This is a genomic window from Rhodococcus sp. NPDC004095 (assembly GCF_053604015.1).
Genome location: NZ_JBSGGS010000034.1, coordinates 1 through 1109 on the forward strand (window position 1 = coordinate 1; position 1109 = coordinate 1109).

Sequence of the window (1109 nt, forward strand, 5' to 3'; positions counted from 1 at the left end):
TGTGATGTCCAGGCACGTTGGTCAGTCTGGTGACCGGTGGCTGGCCGCCGATGGCGGAGTGGGGTCGGTGGTGATTGTAGAAGTGCAGCCAGCCGGCCAGGGCGGTGTTGCGTTGCGTGGTTGATTCGTAGAACCGTGCGTAGGCCCACCCATCGGCCAAAGTGCGGTGGAAACGTTCGATCTTCCCGTTGGTCTGGGGACGGTAGGGGCGAGTTCGTTTGTGCGTGATGCCGAGCTCGGTGCAGGCGTCACGCCAGGCGTGGGACTTGTAGGCCGAGCCGTTGTCGGACAGCACCCTCTCGACGGCCACACCGTGGTCAGCAAACCAGGTGATCGAACGTTGCAGGACTCCGATGGCGGTCTGGGCCTTCTCGTCGGTGCAGATCTCGGCGTAGGCGAGACGCGAGTGGTCATCGATGACGGTGTGCACGAACGCGATGCCGGTTCTCGGCTCGTAGAGGCTGTTGCGTCGGCCAGTCCGCTTCGCGGTGGCTTCTCGGTTCTTCTCGCCCTGCCGGCGGCCGACGAAGCGGTGCCCGCCACCGTCTGGGATGTTGCCGAACTTGGTGACGTCGACATGGATCAGCGAGCCTGGGTGAGCGTGTTCGTAGCGTCGCAACGGTTCGCCGGTGGCGCGGTCGATGTGGCGGAGTCGGTTGATGCGGCACCGCACCAGCACCGCGTGCACGGTCGACGCCGGCATCGACAATTGTCCGGCGATCTGGATCGGGCCGAGCCTGTGGCGCCACCGCAACCGCACGATCCGCCGAACCACCTCGAGGGGAGTCTTGTTCGGGCTCGACTTCGGACGCGAGCTGCGGTCGGCCATCCCTGCGATGCCTTCGGTGCGGTAGCGGTCTGCCCATTTCTTGGCTGTCCGCGCCGCGACCATGAACATTTTCGCTGCTGATGCGTAGGTCCAGCCGTCCTCGACGATCAGTCGTGCCAGACGGAGTCGGGTGATCGGAGTCAGCGTTGCGTTAGCGTGGGACACGAAGGCCTCCTGGTTGTGAAGCGGTTCCTAGACAGCTCCACTTCACAACCGGAGGCTTTCACCTGTCAGCTCGACTCACCGGACAGAGTCCGGACCAACCTCCCTGGACATCACA

The 1109-nt window shown here is 64.3% G+C and carries 1 protein-coding gene; it reads right to left on the bottom strand.

Going from position 1 to position 1109, the window contains the following annotated elements; translation table 11 throughout:
• A partial coding sequence (locus tag ACWEPG_RS28410) for an IS481 family transposase (protein WP_452595859.1) occupies window positions 1–994 on the bottom strand: 994 nt, incomplete at its 3' end.
• Between the last annotated feature and the right edge of the window lie 115 nt (window positions 995–1109).